Origin of the sequence: Pseudomonas sp. K2I15, assembly GCF_002204795.1 — a bacterium.
Taxonomy (GTDB): Bacteria; Pseudomonadota; Gammaproteobacteria; order Pseudomonadales; family Pseudomonadaceae; genus Aquipseudomonas.
This window is the reverse complement of sequence record NZ_NIXO01000038.1, coordinates 1-14,740: the sequence shown is the minus strand read 5'-3', so window position 1 is coordinate 14,740 and position 14,740 is coordinate 1. Positions and strand designations below refer to the sequence as shown.

The window sequence follows — 14,740 nt, the reverse complement described above, 5'->3', positions numbered from 1 at the left end:
TCATGTTCAAACCTACCCCCAATCCGCCCCACAACACCGAAATCGAACACCGCAAACTCCAGGCCGTTGCCGAGCGCGCGATGGATCATTGCTTTCCGACTTCGGCTTCATCTTCACTCTTTACCGTCACCCCCTCTCAATCCACCGAAGCCCTGCTGGCCAACGCTTCTGAAACCTTTGCCTCACTCAACGCCCTGACTTCCAACCTGGCCTTTGAATTGGAAGGTTCCCAGCGCGGCGTGGTGCTGGCCATTCAGCAGATGAGTGAGCTGGGGCAGTTACTGGTTGATCAGGCGTTGGAGCAGGTGAGCCCAGCGGCGATGTGACGAAGTGGGATCGGTCCCAAAAAGGGACTGATCGTTCCCATTTTGGGACTCTTGCGTACGTTCTTAAGAACACAGCCGATCAAAATGTGGGAGCTGGCTTGCCTGCGATGCGGGCGACTCGGTGAGTCAGGCTCACCGCAGCGATGCCATCGCAGGCAAGCCAGCTCCCACATTTGATCTCTATCGGTTCCAAACCAGCGTTCATTGGCAAACCATTACTCCAATCGTAACGATCCACCGCCCAGCTTGATTGATGCCCCCCCAATACCCTCCTAAGGTACAGCCCACGACAGCACATCCCGTGGAGCGACCATGACAACAATAACTTCCCCCGACTCGCGCTGGACGCGGCGGCGCGACGAGAAGCAGCGTCGGCTGGCGTTAGTGCGATCCTTCGCCGACGGCGCCGTGCTCCCCAGCGACCGCATCGTCGAAGCCCTGGAAGCCCTGATCCTCCCCGGCGACCGCGTGGTACTCGAAGGCAATAACCAAAAGCAGGCCGATTTCCTCTCCCGCTCCCTGGCCAAGACCGACCCCGCCAAGCTCCACGACCTGCACATGATCATGCCCAGCGTCGGGCGCTCCGAGCACCTGGACCTGTTTGAAAAGGGCATCGCCCGCAAGCTGGATTTCTCCTTCGCCGGCACCCAATCCCTGCGCATCAGCCAGTTACTGGAAGACGGTCTGCTGGAAATCGGCGCGATTCACACTTATATCGAACTCTACGCACGACTGGTGGTGGACCTGATTCCCAATGTGGTCCTGTCCGCCGGCTTCATGGCCGACCGCGCGGGCAATATCTACACCGGCCCGAGCACCGAAGACACACCCGCGCTGATCGAACCGGCCGCTTTCAGCGATGGCATCGTCATCGTCCAGGTCAACCAACTGGTGGATGACGTCACCGACTTGCCTCGCGTCGACATCCCCGCCAGTTGGGTCGATTTCGTGGTGGTCGCCGACAAGCCCTTCTACATCGAACCGCTGTTCACCCGCGACCCACGGCACATCAAGCCGGTGCATGTGTTGATGGCGATGATGGCGATCCGTGGCATCTACGAAAAACACAACGTTCAGTCCCTGAACCACGGCATCGGTTTCAACACCGCCGCCATCGAATTGATCCTGCCAACCTACGGCGAATCTCTAGGCCTTAAGGGCAAGATTTGCCGTAACTGGACCCTCAACCCGCACCCAACTTTGATCCCTGCGATCGAAAGCGGCTGGGTCGAAAGTGTGCATTGCTTCGGCACTGAACTGGGCATGGAGAACTACATCGCGGCCCGGCCGGATGTGTTCTTTACCGGTCGTGACGGCTCGCTGCGTTCCAACCGAATGTTCTGCCAACTGGCCGGCCAATACGCGGTGGACCTGTTTATCGGCGCCACCCTGCAAGTCGATGGCGACGGTCATTCCTCCACCGTCACCCGTGGCCGTCTCGCCGGTTTTGGTGGGGCGCCGAACATGGGCCACGACCCGCGCGGTCGCCGCCACAGCACGCCGGCCTGGCTCGATATGCGCCACGACGATGCCCCGCAAGCCTTGCTCGAACGCGGTAAAAAGCTCGTGGTGCAGATGGTCGAGACGTTCCAGGAAGGCGGCAAACCGACCTTCGTCGAAACCCTCGACGCGGTAGAAGTCGCCCGCAAAAGCGGCATGCCGCTGGCGCCGATCATGATCTACGGCGATGACGTTACTCACCTGCTCACCGAAGAGGGTATCGCCTACCTGTACAAGGCCCGCTCATTGGAAGAACGCCAGGCGATGATTGCCGCCGTCGCAGGCGTAACCGCCATTGGCATGCGCCACAACCCCAAGGACACCGCGCGCATGCGCCGCGAAGGCTTGATCGCGCTGCCTGAAGACCTCGGCATCCGCCGCACCGACGCCACCCGCGAGCTGCTGGCCGCCAAGAGCGTGGCCGATCTGGTGGAGTGGTCCGGTGGCCTGTACAACCCGCCCGCCAAGTTCAGGAGCTGGTAAATGTACGCACTCAAACTGCACGACCTGACACTGGCCGAACGCCTGGCCGACATGGCCGTCGACGCCTTGATTGATGAAGCCGACCTGTCACCAAAACCTGCGCTGGTGGACCGGCGCGGCAACGGCGCCCATACCGATTTGCACCTCGGCTTGATGCACGCGTCGGCGCTGTCGCTGTGGCCAGCGTTCAAGGAAATGGCCGAGGCCGCTATCAAATTTGGCGAAGTGGGTTTGCCCTTGCGTGAAGCCCTCGGGCGGATCGGTCGCGAAGGCGAGCAGGCGATGCTCGTCACCACCAACGGCGTGAACACCCATCGCGGCGCGATCTGGGCGCTCGGCTTATTAGTCGCCGCCGCCGCGCTGCAACCCGAATCCAGCACCGCCAATGCAGTGACGTTACGCGCCGCTCGCATGGCCTTGCTCAACGACCGCTACGCACCTCAACCACTGAGCCACGGTGCCCAAGTCGCACAACGCTACGGCGCACGCGGTGCCCGTGAAGAAGCGCAATTGGGCTTCCCATCGGTGCTGCAACGCGGCCTGCCACAGTTGAAGAAAAGCCGCCTGCAACAACACGGCGAACAGAACGCTCGCCTCGACGCCTTGCTGGCGATCATGACGGACCTGGCCGACACCTGCGTGCTCTACCGCGCCGGGCCTGAAGGCTTGCAGGCCATGCAACAAGGCGCCCAAGCGGTGTTGGACGCCGGTGGCAGCGCAAGCCTCGCCGGCCGCCGCCAACTGCACGAGCTGGACCAGCAACTGCTGGCGCTGAATGCCTCCCCCGGTGGCGCCGCCGACCTGTTGGCCGCCTGCCTGTTTATCGACCGCCTCGACGGAGCGCTGTGATGGAAACCTTATCCTTTGAATTCCCCGCCGGGCCGCCCGCCAAAGGCCGCGCACTGGTGGGTTGCGTCGGCTCCGGCGACCTGGAAGTGCTGCTGGAACCGGGTACTGCCGGCACCTTGACGATTCAGGTGCAGACCTCGGTGAATGGTGCGCAGCTACGTTGGCAGCACCTGTTTGAACGGATCTTCCAGGAACAGACGCCTCCCGCATTGAACATCGATATCCATGACTTCGGCGCCACACCTGGCGTGGTGCGCCTGCGCCTGGAGCAAGGCTTCGAGGAGATCGGTCATGACTGATTTGCGCAGCAAACACAGCTTCGTCGAACTCGGCGCCCGGCAGCGGGCCAAGGCCTTGCTCGATGCGGGCAGCTATCGCGAACTGATCGACCCGTTCCAGCGCGTCATGTCGCCGTGGCTGAGTCGCCAGGGCGTGGTGCCTCAGGCGGATGACGGTGTGGTTATCGCCAAGGGCAGCATCGCCGGGTTGCCGGTGGTTATCGCCGCCATCGAAGGAAATTTCCAGGGCGGCAGCCTCGGTGAAGTCGGCGGCGCGAAGATGGCGGGCGCCCTGGAGCTGGCCGCTGAAGACAACCGCAACGGCGTCCCGACTCGCGCCATCCTGCTGTTGGAAACCGGCGGCGTGCGCTTACAGGAAGCCAACCTGGGCCTGGCCGCGATTGCCGATATTCACGCGGCGATTGTCGACTTGCGCCAGTACCAGCCGGTGATCGGCGTGGTGGCGGGCAGCGTCGGTTGTTTTGGCGGCATGTCCATCGCGGCAGGCCTGTGCAGTTATCTGCTGGTGACCCGTGAGGCTCGCCTTGGCCTGAACGGCCCGCAGGTGATCGAACAGGAAGCCGGGCTTGAGGAATACGACTCCCGCGACCGGCCCTTCATCTGGAGCCTGACCGGCGGCGAGCAACGCTTTAACAGCGGCTTGGCCGACCGTTATGTGGCTGACGATGTTGCGCTGATTCAGCAGCAAGTCACCGAACTGCTGCAACAAGGCTTGCCGGAAAAACAGCGCAGCCGTCAGGTTGAACATTATCTGGAACGCCTGGCTGCACTGAACGCCGAACCGCAAATCGACCCGGCGACGGTTCGCGATCTGTATCAGGGAGAACGCTCATGAGAGGTTTGCAGTGGTTCAACGCATTGAGCAGCGATGCAACGCCGGTGAGCGGTTTGCCGAACTCGCTGAAAGTTGCCGACGGTGTGCTCGGTGATCAGCCCGTGCGCTTTATCGCGGTGGTCACCGATGCGCAAAACCGCTTCCCCCGCGCCCGCAACGGTGAAGTCGGTTTGCTGGAAGGCTGGGGTTTGGCCAAGGCGGTTGATGAGGCGATCAACGCCGGAGACAAGCGTCCGCTGATTGCCATCGTCGATGTACCGAGCCAGGCCTATGGTCGTCGCGAAGAAGCCTTGGGCATCCATCAAGCCCTGGCCGCCGCCGCCGACAGCTACGCCCGTGCCCGCTTGGCCGGTCACCCGGTGATCGCACTGCTGGTCGGCAAGGCGATGTCCGGCGCATTCCTCGCCCACGGTTACCAGGCCAACCGCCTGATCGCCCTGCGCGACCCCGGCGTGATGGTGCATGCCATGGGCAAGGCCTCGGCGGCGCGGGTGACCCTGCGCAGTGTCGAAGAGCTGGAAGCCCTGGCCGCCAGCGTGCCGCCGATGGCCTATGACATCGACAGTTATGCCAGCCTCGGCTTGCTCTGGGAAACCTTGTCGGTCAGCCAGATTGAGCAGCCAACCAGCGAAGATGTAGCGAGGGTCAGTGATTGCCTGGTGCACGCGATCAAGGATGTGCAAGCAGGTGGTCGTGACCTGAGCGGCCGCCTGGGCGCCACCAACCGCGCGGCTTCCAGCCACGTGCGCCAACTGCTGCGGGAGCAATGGTGAACGCTCACGACTTGCTCTGGGGCATGACCCCGGCGCATGCGCCCGCTGACGCTCCGGCCTGGGTGCTGGAGGTGTTGGACGCCGGGCATCCGGTGGTGGTTCGGCGCGCCATTGCGCAGCCGGGCCAGGTGGCGGTGGGCGTACGCGGGCGTTTGCGCGAGCAGCGTTTCGCCGCCGTGATGCCGCTGGCGGCCGTGCAGCGGCGCGTGGCACCGGAAGACTTGCGCGGCGTTATCTCTCCCCGGGATTTGCCGGCGTTGCAGGCGCTCGCTCAACTGCGCCCGGTGTTGGCGCAGGAGAACTGGGGCGTCACCGGCAGTGCCGGTTTCGAACTGGCCAGCGGCATCGAAGCGCTGCACGCAAAGAGTGATCTGGATTTGATTCTGCGCGCGCCCGAGCGACTTGAACGAGGCGACGCAGAGGACCTGCTGGCAATACTGGACACGGCGGTGTGCGCCGTGGACCTGCAACTGCAAACGCCTTTCGGCGCTGTCGCCTTGCGGGAGTGGGCCGGTGGTTCACGCCGTGTGCTACTGAAGAACGCAAGCGGCGCGCAGTTGGTAATTGACCCGTGGCAGGCCGTGGCATGAGCAGCCTCCTGGCGTTTCCGGGGCAGGGCGCCCAGCGTCCCGGCATGCTCCAGCAGTTGCCGCGCGCGGTATTGGACGAAGCCAGTGCGGCCTTGAACGAGGACGTGCGCAAGCTCGATTCCACCGAAGCGCTGGCCTCCACCCGCGCCGTGCAACTATGTCTGTTGATCGCTGGCGTGGCCAGTGCGCGCTTGCTTGAACACACACCCGATTACGTAGCGGGGCTGTCCATCGGTGCCTATCCCGCCGCCGTGATCGCCGGTTCCCTGGACTTTGCCGATGCGCTCAAACTCGTCAGCCTGCGCGGAGACCTGATGCAACAGGCGTATCCCCACGGCTATGGCATGACCGCCCTCATCGGCCCGGACCTGTCCACCGTCGAAGGCTTGCTCGCCCAGGTCCACAGCCCGCAAACCCCGGTGTACCTGGCCAATATCAATGCCGACAACCAGACGGTTATCGCCGGCAGCGACGCAGCAATGAAAGCAGTCGCCAATCGGGTCCGTGGCAACGGCGTCGCCAAACGCCTCGCCGTCAGCGTGCCGTCCCATTGCGCGCTGTTGGAGAAACCTGCCGAGGCACTGGCCGAAGCATTCGCCCAAGTGACACTGAAAACGCCGACCATCACCTACCTGAGCAGCACCCGCGCCCGGCCGGTACACAACACGGAACACCTGCGCGACGACCTCGCCTTCAACATGTGCCGCATCGTCGATTGGCGCGGCACTGTGCAAAGCGCCTTTGAGCGTGGCGTGCGCCTGCATATCGAACTGCCTCCCGGCGCCGTGCTCACGGGCCTCGCGCGCCGGGTGTTCGAGCAAGGCACCGTCATCGCCTTCGAAGGCGCCCGCCTGGACACCTTGCAGGCCTTGCTGCGAGAGGAGGGAAGCCACCACCGATAAAGCACCACCCAAGGCTTTCGAAGCACAAAAACAACAATTTCGATGAAGCACTTTGAGGACAACCATCATGATTATTTACGGTGTGGCGTTGCTGGCGATCTGCATGTTGGCAGGCGTGATTCTGGGAGACATGCTCGGCGTGCTGCTGGGGGTTAAATCCAACGTGGGCGGGGTGGGGATCGCGATGATCCTGCTGATCTGCGCCCGACTGTGGATGCACAAGCACGGCGGCATGACCAAGGAATGCGAGATGGGCGTCGGCTTCTGGGGCGCCATGTACATTCCGGTGGTGGTGGCGATGGCGGCGCAGCAAAACGTGGTGACCGCGCTGCACGGCGGCCCGGTGGCGGTGCTGGCGGCGATTGGTTCGGTGGTGGTGTGTGGTTGCACGATTGCCTTGATCAGCCGAACGCACAAAGGCGAACCGCTGCCCGATGAAGAGCCGCTGATCGCGGCTGCACCTGCAGCGGGAGGTCGCTGATATGTGGGACCTCATCGAGAAAGGCCTGGCAAATAATGGCCTGGTGACTGCCTTTGCATTCGTTGGCGTAGTGATGTGGATTTCGGTGGTGCTGTCCAAGCGCCTGACGTTCGGACGCATCCACGGCTCGGCCATCGCGATTGTGATCGGGCTGGTGCTGGCCTGGGTGGGCGGCACGCTGACCGGCGGGCAGAAAGGCCTGGCGGACGTGGCATTGTTTTCCGGGATCGGGCTGATGGGCGGCGCGATGCTGCGGGACTTTGCGATTGTGGCCACGGCGTTTGAAGTACAGGCCACCGAGGCGCGCAAGGCCGGTTTGATTGGTGCGATTGCCTTGCTGCTGGGCACGGTGTTGCCGTTTATTGTGGGCGCGAGTATCGCCTGGGCGTTTGGGTATCGCGATGCGATCAGCATGACCACCATTGGTGCGGGCGCGGTGACGTATATCGTCGGGCCGGTGACGGGTGCGGCATTGGGTGCGAGTTCGGATGTGGTGGCGCTGTCCATTGCGACCGGCTTGATCAAGGCGATCCTGGTGATGGTCGGTACGCCCATGGCCGCACGCTGGATGGGCCTGGATAACCCGCGCTCGGCGATGGTGTTTGGTGGTTTGGCTGGCACGGTGAGCGGTGTGACGGCGGGCTTGGCAGCGACGGACCGTCGACTGGTGCCGTATGGCGCATTGACCGCCACCTTCCACACCGGGCTTGGGTGCTTGCTGGGGCCTTCGTTGCTCTACTTCATCGTGCGTGGGATTGTCGGCTAACCCCGTGATGCACCCGACTGCTTTTGTGGCGAGGGAGCTTGCTCCCGTTGGGGCGCGAAGCGGTCCCATTGCATTCTTCCTGAAAAAACTCGGGCGCTGATTTTACGACTGCTGCGCAGCCGAACGGGAGCAAGCTCCCTCGCCACAGGAGCTCATCGTCAGGCCTGGCGGTTTGCATACATCCGGCACTCCGCCAACAGCGCGAGCAAATTCGGGTCGCGCTCCTTGGCTTTCAGAAACACCACGCCAATGTGCTGCTGCAAGCGGTAGCGCGGTTGCAGGGGAATCAGCTTCACCCGGTTCTCATACACCGCCGCAATCCTCCCCGGCAGCAGCGCATAACCCACACCTGAGCTGACCATGCTCAGCAGGGTGAAGATGTCGTTGACCTGCATCGCCACCTTCGGCTCGAACCCCGCCTGCTTGAACACACGGTTGCCGTCCTGATGAGTAGCGAAGCCTTGGGTCAGGGTGATGAAGGTGGCGTCGCGCACATCCGCCAGGTCAATTTCCTGCTCGCGGTCGAAGGGTGAATCGGCCGGGGTGGCGAGGAAGATATCGTCGGAGAACAGTGCGATCTGCTCGCAGTCCGGATCGTTGGCGTGTTCGTCGAGGGAGATCAGGATCGCGTCGACTTCCATGTTCTTCAGCTTGTACAGCAGGTCGAAATTGGAACCGAGGATCAGGTCGATATTCAGTTCGCTGCGGCGAATCTTCAGCCCCATGATCAACTGCGGCACGGTCTTCACCGTCAACGAATACAGCGAACCCAGCTTGAAGCGCTCGGCGGAAAAGCCGGCGGCTTCGCGGGTAACCCGCACGCTGTCGACCACATCCTGCACCAGCTTTTGCGCGCGCTCTTCCAGCACATAGGCGCTTTCGAGCGGCGTGAGGTTGCGCCCCTCGTGCTTGAACAGTGGGCAGCGCAGGGCGTTTTCCAGGGAGTGGATCGCCCGGTGCACGCTGACGTTGCTGGTCTGCAATTCAGCCGCCGCCCGCGCCAGGTTGCCGGTGCGCATGAACGCCAGGAAGATTTCCAGTTTCTTGAGGGTGAATTCTTCGTCGATCAGCATGAGGGTGACTCTTGTTCGAATGCCGTCGATTGTGCCCCTAAAACCAGTTCACTCCCAGCCATGCGCTGCACAGGCCCAACACCACGCCGAGGATGATCAGCCAGATTGCGTTTAGCCGCGTGTAATACACCACGGCGGCGCTGGCCAGGGTCAGCACCAGGCTGGTCGCGTTGTTTTCCAGGCTGTTCATCAGGATGTAGCTGGCGGCCAGGATCAGCCCGATGGAGATCGGCAACAGGCTGCCTTTGACCCGCTGCACCCACGGGGTTTCGGTGTGTTTTTCCAGCCAGCCGGCGCCGAAGTAGGTCAGTACCGAGCAGGGCACCAGCTTGGCGGTCAGCGCCACCAGTGCACCCGGCAACCCGGCGGCTTGCTGGCCGATAAACACCAGGAACATGCCGTTGGGCCCCGGCAAGGCCTGGGACAGGGCGAAGAAGGCGACGAACTGCGCGTCGGTGATCCAGTTCATGTCCGTGACGGTGTAGCGGTGGATATCGCTCAGGGCCACGGTGTTGCCGCCAATCGCCATCAGCGACCACAGCGCGCATTGGATCATCAGGTGAAACAGCACGCTCTGCATCAGCCGGCCACCTTCTGCTTGCCCATGAAACCCAAGGCCAGGGAGCTTGGGATGCAGATCAGCAAGACCATCCACAACGGCAACACCAGCACCGCCATCAACACGAAGGTCAGGGCAAACGCGCAGTAGTTGGCCAATGTGCGCGGCATGGCCTTGAGCAGGCGCAGGGTGGTGCCGAGCATCAGCCCGGTGGCAATCGGCATTACCGCACCGAAGATCTGCTGCACCACGTCGTGGCTCCACCATTTGGCATAGGCGAAGCCGGCCAGCACGGTGATCAGCGAGGGGAACAGATACAACCCAACCACGGTCACAACCGCACCCGGCAAGCCGTGCAGGCGCCGGCCATAGATGATGCCGACGTTGGCGATGTTCGGCCCGGGGAAGAATTGACCGGTGGTCAGCAGTTCGTTAAAACCTTGCTCGCTGACCCACTGCCTGCGGTCGACCATCATCTGCCGCGCCCAGGGCATTACGCCGCCGAAGCCAAACAGGCCGACCATGGCGAAGTTGTAAAACAACTGCCACAGACTGGGATGAGGTGGGGTGGGTTCAAGGTCGGGCATGGGGATTACCGATGGGGTGCTTTTATGTGGGCGCTGGCTTGCCTGCGATAGCGGTGTAACAGTCGAAAGAGATGTTGAATGTCAGCCCCTCATCGCGGGCAAGCCAGCTCCCACAGGATGAAGCGAATCATCCATCGGCGCGGGCCGTTTGGGCAAATGAAGAAAGGTTGTTACCTGATAGTGCGTGAGTGACGTCAGAATGCTCATGACCCAATCAGGTGATAACGGTTATTCGAGGTGAGTGACACATGTATCACGGGGAACGATTCAACGCCTGGAGCCACTTGGTCGGAGCGGTTGCGGCCTTTGTTGGCGCGGTATGGATGTTGGTGGTGGCCAGTATGGACGGCAGCCCCTGGAAGATTGTCAGCGTGGCGATCTACGGTTTCACGTTGTTGGTGCTGTACAGCGCATCGACCGTGTACCACAGCGTGCGCGGGCGCAAGAAAGCGATCATGCAGAAGGTTGATCACTTTTCGATCTACCTGCTGATCGCCGGCAGCTACACGCCGTTTTGCCTGGTGACGCTGCGCGGGCCGTGGGGCTGGACGTTGTTCGGGATTGTGTGGGGGCTGGCGGTGATCGGCATCCTGCAAGAGATCAAGCCACGTTCCGAGGCACGGATCCTGTCGATTGTGATCTACGCCGTGATGGGTTGGATCGTGCTGGTGGCGGTCAAGCCGCTGATAGCGGCGCTGGGCCCCACCGGGTTTGCCTGGCTGGCGTCGGGCGGGGTGCTGTACACCGTGGGCATTATTTTCTTTGCCCTGGAGGACCGCCTGCGGCACTCCCACGGGATCTGGCATTTGTTTGTGATCGGCGGCAGCCTGCTGCATTTTGTGGCGATCATGGGGTACGTCCTTTGACTGGCAGCACACTCTAAAGTGTGGGAGCAAGCCCCACATTGGGACTGTGTTATAGCCGGTCCAATTGCTCCTGGGCCCGGCTGCCGAAGATCTCCAGCAGGCTCGCCAGCATATGCGGCGGCGGTTCGTCGGCGCGGGTCAGGGCGTACAGGGTGATCGGCAGCGGCGGCGCCAGCGGGCGAATGCAGGTGGTCGCCGGTGACGCGCCGAGGGCGGTGAACGGGTCGATGACGGCCAACCCGGCGCCCGACTCGACCATGGCCCTGGCCAGCGAATAGGTCTGCACCGCGATGCTGACCCGCGGCGGCGGATCGACCGCTTCCAGGTAGCTGTCCAGTTTGGCCGACAATGGGTCAGCGCTGGACAGGCCAATCAACGGCGCACCCGCCAGGGCCATCAGCGGTAGCGGTTTGCCCAGCTCGTTTTCCTTCCAGTAATCCTTGGGCGCCAGCGCTACCAATACGCCGTGTGCCAACGCCTGCGCGCTCAGGCCTGGGTGATCGGGCGGTTGCAGGGTCAGCGCCACATCGACTTCACGCATCAGCAGGTTTTGCACCAGCTCGCGGCTGTGGGCGCTGGACAGCTCGCAGGCGATGTCCGGGTAGCGTTGGGTCCACTCGCGGATGGCCGGCGGCAGCAATGATAAGGCCAGCGCCGGTGTTGCGCCGATACGCAGGCTCTGGCCCGGCTCGCGGCGCAGGTTCTGCGCCAGGCGCCGCACGCCTTGCAGGCTCTCGGTCACCTTGTCGACTTCGCGCTCCAGCGCCAAGGCTTCCGGCGTCGGCTGCAGCTTGCCGCGTATGCGCAGGAACAGCGGGAACCCCAGCTGCAACTCGGCGTGCTGCAACACCTTGCTCACCGCCGGCTGCGAGACGTGCAGCAGTTGGGCGGCGGCGCTGATGGAGCCGGTCTGGCGGATGGCCTGGAAGATTTCGATATGACGCAAGCGCATGGGCAGTCCATAACCTTTGTTTATGGGTGACCCATCTTTATTCATTGTCCCGCCGATGTCACCTGCCCCTAACCTTCAAGCCTGACAACACACGGCTAAGGGACGCACATGGCTCAGCAGGTTTGCATCATCGGTGGTGGGGTTATCGGCCTGGCGAGTGCCTACGCGCTGGTGCGTGCCGGCATGCAAGTGACCGTGGTCGAAGCGCGGGACACCCTGGGCAGCGAGACCAGTTTCGCCAACGGCGGGCAGCTGTCCTACCGCTATGTTGCGCCTCTGGCCGATAAAGGCGTGCCGCTGCAAGCCATTGGCTGGATGCTGCGCGGTGACTCGCCGTTGAAGCTGCGCCCGCGCATGGACCCGGCGCAGTGGCGCTGGATGGCTTCATTTCTGGGCGCCTGCCGTGGCTCGGTGAACCAGCGCAATGCGGCCCATCTGCTGCGCTTGGCGTCTTTGAGCCAGGACACCCTGCAACGCTGGCGTGAAGAAGACCAGTTGGGCGACTTCCACTGGCGGCGTAACGGCAAGCTGGTGACCTTTCGCAGCCTTAACAGCTACGAGCGCGCACTGGATAAAGTCACCGATCACCTGCAGCAGCAAGTGCTCTCGGCGGCGGACTGCGCGCGGCTGGAGCCGACCCTGGACAGCGCCAGTTTTTCCGGCGGCATCTACACACCCAATGAAGAGGTCGGCGACTGTCACGCCTTCTGCCAGCAACTGGCGGCGCGCCTTAAGGCGTCGGGGCGTTGCACGTTCCTGCTGGGGCGCAAGGTGACGGGCCTCCACCATCACGCGGGCCGGGTGCATTCGATCGAAATGGGTGACGAGGCGCTGTCGGTGGAGCACCTGGTGCTGGCCGCCGGGCACCGCAGCCCCGAGCTGGCCTTGCCTGGCATGGCGCTGCCGCTGTATCCGCTCAAGGGCTACAGCCTGAGCGTGCCGATTGGCGCGCAGCATCAGGCGCCGAACATCAGCATCACCGACTACGACCGCAAGATCGTCTACGCGCGCATCGGTGAGCAACTGCGGGTGGCGGCGATGGTGGATATCGTTGGCTTCGACACCCGCCTTGAACCCAAGCGCCTGGCGCTGATTAAACGCCAGGCACTTGAGACTTTCCCGCTGGCCGGCGATTACCAGCACGCGGTGGAATGGGCCGGCATGCGCCCGGCTACGCCTACGGGTGTGCCGCTGATTGGCGCCAGCGCCTATAGCAACCTGTGGCTTAACCTCGGTCATGGTGCCCTCGGGTTTACCCTGGCCTGCGGCAGCGGCCAGGTGCTGGCCGAATTGATCGGCCGGCACAGCACTTCCATTGATATGCAGGGCTTCGCGCCCCGCGCCGCTTGAGGATACCTTGATGACGATCACCCGTATCAACAGTAATAGCCGCTTGTCTGGCGCCGTGGTTTTTCAGGATTTGGTGTTCCTGTCCGGCCAGGTGCCGGGCGAAGGCCGGGATGTGACGACACAGACCGAGGAAGTGTTGGCCAAAATTGACGCGTTGTTGGCTGAGGCCGGCAGCGACAAGGATCATCTGCTGAATGCGACCATCTACCTGAACAATATCCAGGAGGGATTTGCGCCGATGAATGAAGCCTGGTCCGCCTGGCTATCGCCGGGGCAGGCGCCGACGCGTACCACGTTGCAAGCGCAGTTGGCGCGACCGGATGTGCTGGTGGAGATCAGCGTCATTGCCGTGCGCCGTCCATAACTAAAACAAAAACGGAGAACAACAATGCAAAAACTGTGGCGAGGGGGCTTGTCCCCCGTTGGTCTGCGCAGCAGCCCTATACTCTTTCTGGCACTGATATTGAGCGCTCAGACCCAGGCAACCGAAGCCCCCTTGGAAGGCACGCTAAACAAGATCGCCAACGCCAAGAGCATCACCCTCGGCTACCGCGATGCCTCGGTTCCGTTCTCCTACGTGGGTGATCACAGCGGCAAACCCATGGGCTATTCGGTAGACCTTGCGAACAAGATCGTCGAACGCATCCAGCAGAAAACCGGCGTGCCGACGCTCAACGTGAAGTACAACCTGGTGACGTCCCAGACCCGTATTGCACTGGTGCAAAACGGTACTGTGGACCTGGAATGTGGCTCTACCGGCGTGACCGCCGAGCGGCAGAAGCAGGTGGCGTTTTCCTACGGGTTTATCTACGTGAAGGGCCAATTGCTGACTGCCAGCGACAGCGGCATCAAAAGCTTCGCCGACCTGAAAGGCAAGAACGTGGTGACCACCGCTGGCACCACCAACGAGCGTTTCCTCAAGAGCTACAACGTCGACCACAAATTGAACATGTCGGTGATCAGCGCCAAGGACCACGGCGAAGCCTTCCAGATGCTGCAGTCGGGCCGGGCGGTGGCGTTCTACATGGACGACGCGTTGCTCTACGGCGAGCGCGCCAAGGCCCGGGACCCACACAAGTGGGTGGTGGTCGGGGAAGAGCAGTCGCGGGAAATCTACAGCTGCATGGTGCGCAAGGACGACCCGCAGTTTCTCGCGGTGGTCAACGAAACCCTGGCCGGCCTTTACAGCTCGGGGGAGATCAACGGGATTTACCAGCGCTGGTTTGAACAGCCGATTCCGCCAAAGGGCTTGAACCTGGAATTCCCGATGACCAGTGAGCTGAAGGCGATTATTGCCAAGCCTGTGAGTGACCCGGTGGAGTAGCGGAGTGGTAACCCGATCAAAATGTGGGAGCGGGCTTGCTCGCGAAAGCGGAGTGCCAGCCAATATATGGGTGACTGACCCACCGTATTCGCGAGCAGGCCCGCTTGTGTCTTGATCCGGGATTAAGCTGAGGGTGAGAGCGGTGAGTGGCAAGCTGAATGCCCGGAGTGCTTAAAGCACGTGTGGGAGCCCATGCTGCCACTCACCTCTCCGCTCTGGACATGA

At 62.5% G+C, this 14,740-nt stretch carries 18 protein-coding genes; 14 read left to right on the top strand and 4 right to left on the bottom strand.

The features are described 5' to 3' along the window. The first annotated feature begins 2 nt into the window (after positions 1–2). From CEC48_RS20885 to madM, 10 genes are all read left to right on the top strand, one after another. The gene (locus CEC48_RS20885) at positions 3–326 is read left to right on the top strand and encodes a DUF6124 family protein (protein WP_088425479.1); all 324 of its coding nucleotides are present in this window, start codon (positions 3–5) and stop codon (positions 324–326) included. Between the two features lie 312 nt (positions 327–638). After that, on the top strand, positions 639–2,309 hold the full coding sequence (gene mdcA, locus CEC48_RS20880; protein ID WP_088425478.1) for a malonate decarboxylase subunit alpha: 1,671 nt from the start codon (positions 639–641) through the stop codon (positions 2,307–2,309). Next, positions 2,310–3,158: a triphosphoribosyl-dephospho-CoA synthase gene (locus CEC48_RS20875; protein ID WP_088425477.1), complete on the top strand. Its 849-nt coding sequence runs from the start codon at positions 2,310–2,312 to the stop codon at positions 3,156–3,158. Further along, complete coding sequence (locus tag CEC48_RS20870) at positions 3,158–3,457, top strand: malonate decarboxylase subunit delta (RefSeq protein WP_088425476.1); 300 nt, start codon at positions 3,158–3,160, stop codon at positions 3,455–3,457. The genes CEC48_RS20875 and CEC48_RS20870 overlap by 1 nt, the downstream gene beginning before the upstream one ends. Next, the gene (locus tag CEC48_RS20865; RefSeq protein WP_088425475.1) at positions 3,450–4,292 is read left to right on the top strand and encodes a biotin-independent malonate decarboxylase subunit beta; all 843 of its coding nucleotides are present in this window, start codon (positions 3,450–3,452) and stop codon (positions 4,290–4,292) included. Before CEC48_RS20870 ends, CEC48_RS20865 begins: the two co-directional genes overlap by 8 nt. Beyond that, positions 4,289–5,065: a biotin-independent malonate decarboxylase subunit gamma gene (mdcE, locus tag CEC48_RS20860; protein WP_088425474.1), complete on the top strand. Its 777-nt coding sequence runs from the start codon at positions 4,289–4,291 to the stop codon at positions 5,063–5,065. Before CEC48_RS20865 ends, mdcE begins: the two co-directional genes overlap by 4 nt. Next, positions 5,059–5,655: a malonate decarboxylase holo-ACP synthase gene (locus tag CEC48_RS20855; RefSeq protein ID WP_088425473.1), complete on the top strand. Its 597-nt coding sequence runs from the start codon at positions 5,059–5,061 to the stop codon at positions 5,653–5,655. The genes mdcE and CEC48_RS20855 overlap by 7 nt, the downstream gene beginning before the upstream one ends. After that, the gene (gene mdcH / locus CEC48_RS20850) at positions 5,652–6,557 is read left to right on the top strand and encodes a malonate decarboxylase subunit epsilon (protein ID WP_088425472.1); all 906 of its coding nucleotides are present in this window, start codon (positions 5,652–5,654) and stop codon (positions 6,555–6,557) included. Before CEC48_RS20855 ends, mdcH begins: the two co-directional genes overlap by 4 nt. Before the next feature lie 67 nt (positions 6,558–6,624). Continuing rightward, positions 6,625–7,038, top strand: a complete 414-nt coding sequence (madL, locus tag CEC48_RS20845; protein WP_088425471.1) for a malonate transporter subunit MadL — start codon at positions 6,625–6,627, stop codon at positions 7,036–7,038. A 1-nt stretch (position 7,039) separates the two neighbouring features. Further along, positions 7,040–7,804, top strand: coding sequence for a malonate transporter subunit MadM (gene madM, locus CEC48_RS20840; RefSeq protein WP_088425470.1), 765 nt, complete (start codon positions 7,040–7,042; stop codon positions 7,802–7,804). A gap of 158 nt (positions 7,805–7,962) precedes the next feature. Here the strand turns inward: madM and CEC48_RS20835 are convergent, their stop codons facing one another. Genes CEC48_RS20835 through CEC48_RS20825 form a run of 3 tightly spaced genes read right to left on the bottom strand, consistent with a single transcriptional unit; the run spans position 7,963 to position 10,023 of the window. Beyond that, positions 7,963–8,877 (bottom strand): LysR substrate-binding domain-containing protein, encoded by a 915-nt coding sequence (locus tag CEC48_RS20835; protein WP_010167642.1) that lies wholly within the window; start codon positions 8,875–8,877, stop codon positions 7,963–7,965. Positions 8,878–8,914: 37 nt separating this feature from the next. Beyond that, positions 8,915–9,457 carry a chromate transporter gene (locus tag CEC48_RS20830; RefSeq protein WP_063026551.1) on the bottom strand — a complete coding sequence of 181 codons (543 nt, stop codon included), beginning with the start codon at positions 9,455–9,457 and terminating at the stop codon, positions 8,915–8,917. Beyond that, on the bottom strand, positions 9,457–10,023 hold the full coding sequence (locus tag CEC48_RS20825; protein WP_088425469.1) for a chromate transporter: 567 nt from the start codon (positions 10,021–10,023) through the stop codon (positions 9,457–9,459). The genes CEC48_RS20830 and CEC48_RS20825 overlap by 1 nt, the downstream gene beginning before the upstream one ends. 248 nt (positions 10,024–10,271) lie before the next feature. On the opposite strand from CEC48_RS20825, the gene CEC48_RS20820 reads away from it, so the two are divergent. After that, entirely contained in the window at positions 10,272–10,889 is a 618-nt protein-coding gene (locus tag CEC48_RS20820) for a hemolysin III family protein (protein WP_088425468.1), read from the top strand. A 49-nt stretch (positions 10,890–10,938) separates the two neighbouring features. On the opposite strand, the gene CEC48_RS20815 is transcribed toward CEC48_RS20820, so the two are convergent. Then, positions 10,939–11,841 carry a LysR family transcriptional regulator gene (locus CEC48_RS20815; protein WP_088425467.1) on the bottom strand — a complete coding sequence of 301 codons (903 nt, stop codon included), beginning with the start codon at positions 11,839–11,841 and terminating at the stop codon, positions 10,939–10,941. Positions 11,842–11,949: 108 nt separating this feature from the next. Here CEC48_RS20815 and CEC48_RS20810 point away from each other — a divergent pair, with 108 nt between their 5' ends. Genes CEC48_RS20810 through CEC48_RS20800 form a run of 3 tightly spaced genes read left to right on the top strand, consistent with a single transcriptional unit; the run spans position 11,950 to position 14,515 of the window. Then, positions 11,950–13,191 carry a D-amino acid dehydrogenase gene (locus CEC48_RS20810; protein WP_088425466.1) on the top strand — a complete coding sequence of 414 codons (1,242 nt, stop codon included), beginning with the start codon at positions 11,950–11,952 and terminating at the stop codon, positions 13,189–13,191. Positions 13,192–13,201: 10 nt separating this feature from the next. Then, positions 13,202–13,555, top strand: a complete 354-nt coding sequence (locus CEC48_RS20805; RefSeq protein ID WP_088425465.1) for a RidA family protein — start codon at positions 13,202–13,204, stop codon at positions 13,553–13,555. 24 nt (positions 13,556–13,579) lie between these two features. After that, positions 13,580–14,515: a transporter substrate-binding domain-containing protein gene (locus CEC48_RS20800; RefSeq protein ID WP_256579760.1), complete on the top strand. Its 936-nt coding sequence runs from the start codon at positions 13,580–13,582 to the stop codon at positions 14,513–14,515. The last annotated feature ends 225 nt before the right edge of the window (positions 14,516–14,740 follow it).

What these genes read in the sequence shown, in the direction of transcription:
- CEC48_RS20825 (WP_088425469.1), bottom strand. Translation starts at nt 10,023, where the DNA reads ATGCCCGACCTTGAACCCACCCCACCTCATCCCAGTCTGTGGCAGTTG.
- CEC48_RS20830 (WP_063026551.1), bottom strand. Translation starts at nt 9,457, where the DNA reads ATGCAGAGCGTGCTGTTTCACCTGATGATCCAATGCGCGCTGTGGTCG.
- madM (WP_088425470.1), top strand. Translation starts at nt 7,040, where the DNA reads ATGTGGGACCTCATCGAGAAAGGCCTGGCAAATAATGGCCTGGTGACT.
- CEC48_RS20875 (WP_088425477.1), top strand. Translation starts at nt 2,310, where the DNA reads ATGTACGCACTCAAACTGCACGACCTGACACTGGCCGAACGCCTGGCC.
- CEC48_RS20865 (WP_088425475.1), top strand. Translation starts at nt 3,450, where the DNA reads ATGACTGATTTGCGCAGCAAACACAGCTTCGTCGAACTCGGCGCCCGG.
- CEC48_RS20870 (WP_088425476.1), top strand. Translation starts at nt 3,158, where the DNA reads ATGGAAACCTTATCCTTTGAATTCCCCGCCGGGCCGCCCGCCAAAGGC.
- mdcH (WP_088425472.1), top strand. Translation starts at nt 5,652, where the DNA reads ATGAGCAGCCTCCTGGCGTTTCCGGGGCAGGGCGCCCAGCGTCCCGGC.
- mdcA (WP_088425478.1), top strand. Translation starts at nt 639, where the DNA reads ATGACAACAATAACTTCCCCCGACTCGCGCTGGACGCGGCGGCGCGAC.
- CEC48_RS20815 (WP_088425467.1), bottom strand. Translation starts at nt 11,841, where the DNA reads ATGCGCTTGCGTCATATCGAAATCTTCCAGGCCATCCGCCAGACCGGC.
- CEC48_RS20800 (WP_256579760.1), top strand. Translation starts at nt 13,580, where the DNA reads ATGCAAAAACTGTGGCGAGGGGGCTTGTCCCCCGTTGGTCTGCGCAGC.
- mdcE (WP_088425474.1), top strand. Translation starts at nt 4,289, where the DNA reads ATGAGAGGTTTGCAGTGGTTCAACGCATTGAGCAGCGATGCAACGCCG.
- CEC48_RS20855 (WP_088425473.1), top strand. Translation starts at nt 5,059, where the DNA reads ATGGTGAACGCTCACGACTTGCTCTGGGGCATGACCCCGGCGCATGCG.
- madL (WP_088425471.1), top strand. Translation starts at nt 6,625, where the DNA reads ATGATTATTTACGGTGTGGCGTTGCTGGCGATCTGCATGTTGGCAGGC.
- CEC48_RS20835 (WP_010167642.1), bottom strand. Translation starts at nt 8,877, where the DNA reads ATGCTGATCGACGAAGAATTCACCCTCAAGAAACTGGAAATCTTCCTG.
- CEC48_RS20810 (WP_088425466.1), top strand. Translation starts at nt 11,950, where the DNA reads ATGGCTCAGCAGGTTTGCATCATCGGTGGTGGGGTTATCGGCCTGGCG.
- CEC48_RS20805 (WP_088425465.1), top strand. Translation starts at nt 13,202, where the DNA reads ATGACGATCACCCGTATCAACAGTAATAGCCGCTTGTCTGGCGCCGTG.
- CEC48_RS20820 (WP_088425468.1), top strand. Translation starts at nt 10,272, where the DNA reads ATGTATCACGGGGAACGATTCAACGCCTGGAGCCACTTGGTCGGAGCG.
- CEC48_RS20885 (WP_088425479.1), top strand. Translation starts at nt 3, where the DNA reads ATGTTCAAACCTACCCCCAATCCGCCCCACAACACCGAAATCGAACAC.